Source organism: Algoriphagus sp. SE2 (assembly GCF_039563885.1).
Lineage (GTDB): Bacteria > Bacteroidota > Bacteroidia > Cytophagales > Cyclobacteriaceae > Algoriphagus.
Map to the genome: position 1 here is coordinate 1 of NZ_JBCLWJ010000041.1, position 3,975 is coordinate 3,975.

General features: G+C 41.7%; 1 protein-coding gene. It reads left to right on the plus strand.

Annotated features, from left to right (window positions below; genetic code table 11):
- A partial coding sequence (locus tag AAGF08_RS20260; protein ID WP_343513270.1) for an MBG domain-containing protein occupies nucleotides 1–3,975 on the plus strand: 3,975 nt, incomplete at both ends.

A 3,975-nucleotide genomic window follows, 5' to 3' on the forward strand; every position in this document is an offset into this window, starting at 1 on the left:
GCCAATATAGTACCGGTAGCTACAGCACCAACAGCTCCTATTGTAACGGAGGATGATGTAGATGTCGCTTTGGCGGATGATATTCAAGTTGGAGATGGAGACGGGGATGATCAAACGCTTACGTTTACCATTACTGGAGGAACGCTTACTATTGGTACTACCGGAATTACTTTTGGTGGATCAGGGAATGGTTCTGCCAGTTTCACCGCAGCCGGTACAGTGGCAGCACTTAATACGGCATTGGATGCAGCGACGTTTTCTCCAACACCAGGTTTGGTAGGAACAGATGCAGGTACGATAGCCTTTGTGGCGAATGATGGATTGGCGGATTCCAATACGGCTTCTGTTGATTTTGATATTACTCCAAAAGTTTCTCCCCCTGATGTGCCTACATTAAGTATTCCTGTCGGAGATGTCTGTGAGGGAAGTTCAGTTGATATATTGATTTCTGGTAATCTAAATGATGCTACGAATTGGGCTATTTATACAGGATCTTGTGGAGGAACATTAATAGGGACTACCACTACAGGTAGTTTTAATGTGACTCCTACATCGCCATCTACTACCTATTATGTTAGAGGGGAAGGAGGGGCAGTATCATCTGGCGCCTGCGGAACTATTACTATTAGTACTGTACCGCTTGATGATGCGTCTTTCAGCTATAGTTCTAGTTCCTACACTACCAATGGGCCTGATCCGAGCCCAACTTTTGCTACAATTGGAGGGACCTTCTCAAGTACTCCTGGATTAAGTATAAATGCATTAACAGGAACTATAGATCTTTCAGCAAGTACACCTAGTACTTATACTGTAACGTATACCACAAGTGGTGCTTGCCCGTCAAGTTCAAATCAAAGTATTACCATATTACCAAGTTTGACAGTATCTGTTAATGACCCTACTGTAACAGAAGGTAACACTGGTTCAATAAATCTTACATTTACAGTTTCACTATCTCAGGCAGCTCCAGTAGGTGGAGCTACAGTCGACTTCGCAACGTCCAATGGAACAGCAACCGCAGGATCTGATTACACTGCAATTGGAACTACCACACTTTCCTTTTTTGCTGGAGAATCTAGTAAAACAGTAGACATCAGCATTATAAGTGATGAAACTGTAGAATTTGATGAGACCCTCACTCTTACGCTATCTAATCCCACAGGAACGGGTGTGATCATAGGAGATGCTACCGGAATAGGTACGATTACTAACGATGATCAATCCGCCGTAACGATCGCTGATGTTACGGTCGATGAAAACAGTGGGACAGCAATTATTACAGTTATTCTTGATAATGCAGTAGACGGAGGTTTTGATGTGGATTTGAGCACTGCTGATGGAACTGCAACTACAGCAGATTCCGATTATACTCCAGTAACAGCTCAAACCCTCACTTTTGCTGGCACGGCGGGTGAGTCAGAGACTTTTAACATTACTCTTGGTGGTGATACCAAAGTGGAAATAGATGAAAGGGTATCCATCAGTATGAGTGGTTTAAGTCCAGTTATTGTGGATGCTGCGGACATAAATATTGCCGATGATGCAACCCTAACGATCAACAACGATGATCAGGCAACAGTAACGATTGCCGATGTCGGTGGAAATGAAGATGATGGTGCCATTACGGTGACGGCAACTTTAAATAATGCAGTAGACGGAGGTTTTGATGTAGATGTAAGCACGGCTGATGGAACAGCTAACACAGCAAATAGTGACTACACCCCGGTGACGTCACAAACCCTTAGTTTCGCAGGAACAGCCGGTGAAACCCAAACATTAACGGTTACTCCAACAGCGGATGTGACTTCGGAACCGAACGAGACGGTGCTAATAAGCATGAGTAATGTTGTTGCAGGAACTGTTTCATCCGGGGATATAGATATAACGGATGGTGCAACTGTTACAATTTTGAATGATGACTCAAGTATTCCTGTCATTTCCCAAGTTGTTGTTCCTGCTCCTGGTACATATAGTTTCTCACTAATTTTTGATGTGGTTTTCTCAGAAGAAGTTGATATATCTGGAGGCTTACCAGCTTTATCGCTTAATATTGGAGGTCAGATCCGTCAAACTGAAGAAATATTCAGTGGGACTATTGCTAATTCCTATAGATTTAGGTATAACATCAGACCAACAGACTTGGACCTTGATGGTATTGAAGTGCTTGACTTTAATCTAAATGGCGGTTCGATAAAAAGTACAAACTCGGGTACAGATGCAGATTTGACATTGAATAATGTTGGAAATACATCAGCAGTATTGGTAGATGGAGTTGGTCCAACAGGATATGTTGTAAGTATAGATTTACTTGGGGAATCAGTTATTAATGTTGTCAATCAAAATATCATTGAATTTTCAGGTACAGGTTTAGAAGTTGGAGCAACCTTAAATTATTCCTTTGCTTCTGATGGAGGAGGAACCCCGGTGACTGGTGCTGAAACCGTGACTTCGACTTCTCAGCAATTTGATAATGGAGGTGCAGGATACGATTTGTCAGGATTAACAGATGGAACAGTCACATTAACCGTTTCATTGACCGATTTGGTTGGAAATACTGGAGCAAGTGTTACTGATAATGATGAGAAGGATACTAGCCCACCAATAAAACCAGGTAGCCCAGATTTACTTGCGAGCAGTGATTCTGGCATAAGTGATACAGATAATATTACCAATGATGTTACTCCGACTTTAGAGGGGACAGCTGAACCAAATAGTACAGTTTCAATTAATAGTACTATTGATGGACTTCTTGGGACTTCGATAGTAAATGGAAGTGGGCTATGGACATTTACACCGGCGACTGATTTATCTACAGGAATTCATTCTATTACTGTGACAGCCACTGACCTTGCTAGTAATACTAGTCCAAGTTCAGATCCATTGAGTTTGACTATTGATACCATGGCTCCTGTTCTAAATTTGATCAATACTTTATCTGTTCAATTAGATGCAAATGGTAATTCACTGGTATATAACGCAACAGACTTCTTAGCATCTTCTATAACTGATGATTTCTCTATCACAGCAAATATCCAATTGGCAATAGACAAAAATCAGTTTGATTGCTCAAATGTTGGAGTTGCACCTACAGATATCACGGTCACAGCAACTGATGAAGCTGGGAATTCAGATTTTGCAGTAACGTATGCAATTGTATTGGATAATATTAGTCCTAATATCGTATCGAAGGCATCCATTATATTGAATGTGGAAGCTTTTGGCTCAGTGACCTTATTGCCAGGCATGGTGGATGAAGGTTCAAATGATGCCTGTGGCATTCTTTCACAAACCTTTAGCAAATCTGTCTTTGATAGAACAGATGAAGGCGTAAATAATATTAACTATATCGTAACAGACGTCAATGGGAACTCAAATCAGGTGAGCATTCAGGTGACGATAGTGGTGGTTCCAAAAGTTCTGAATATTGTGACTGACCCTGGTCAATCCAAAGCCTACGGAGATACTGATCCGGTATTTACTTATACCGCAACTGGCTTTGAATCCGGAGATGATGAGGGGATTTTAACAGGTGCACTTACAAGAACAGCGGGCGAGAATGTAGGAACCTATGGCATCAACCAAGGTACTTTGGATGCTGGTCCAAACTATACGATCAACTTCACTCCAGCAAATTTTGAAATTACTACTGCTACTTTGGATATATCAGCTAATGCGGGCCAGTCTAAAGTGTATGGAGATGCCGACCCAATATTCACGTATTCGGTGAATGGACTTAAAAACGGAGATACTGATGCTGTAATTAATGGTTCTCTAATCAGAATAGCTGGCGAAGATGTAGGTAGTTATGCATTCCAGCCAGGTACTATTAATGCAGGTGGAAATTATACGATTAACTTCGCAAGTGCTGATTTTGATATCACTCCTGCTACGATAACTGGAGTAACTTTATCTAGTGGCAGCTTCGTCTTTGACGGCACAGCCAAGTTATTGGCGATCACCGGGACACTTCCGACA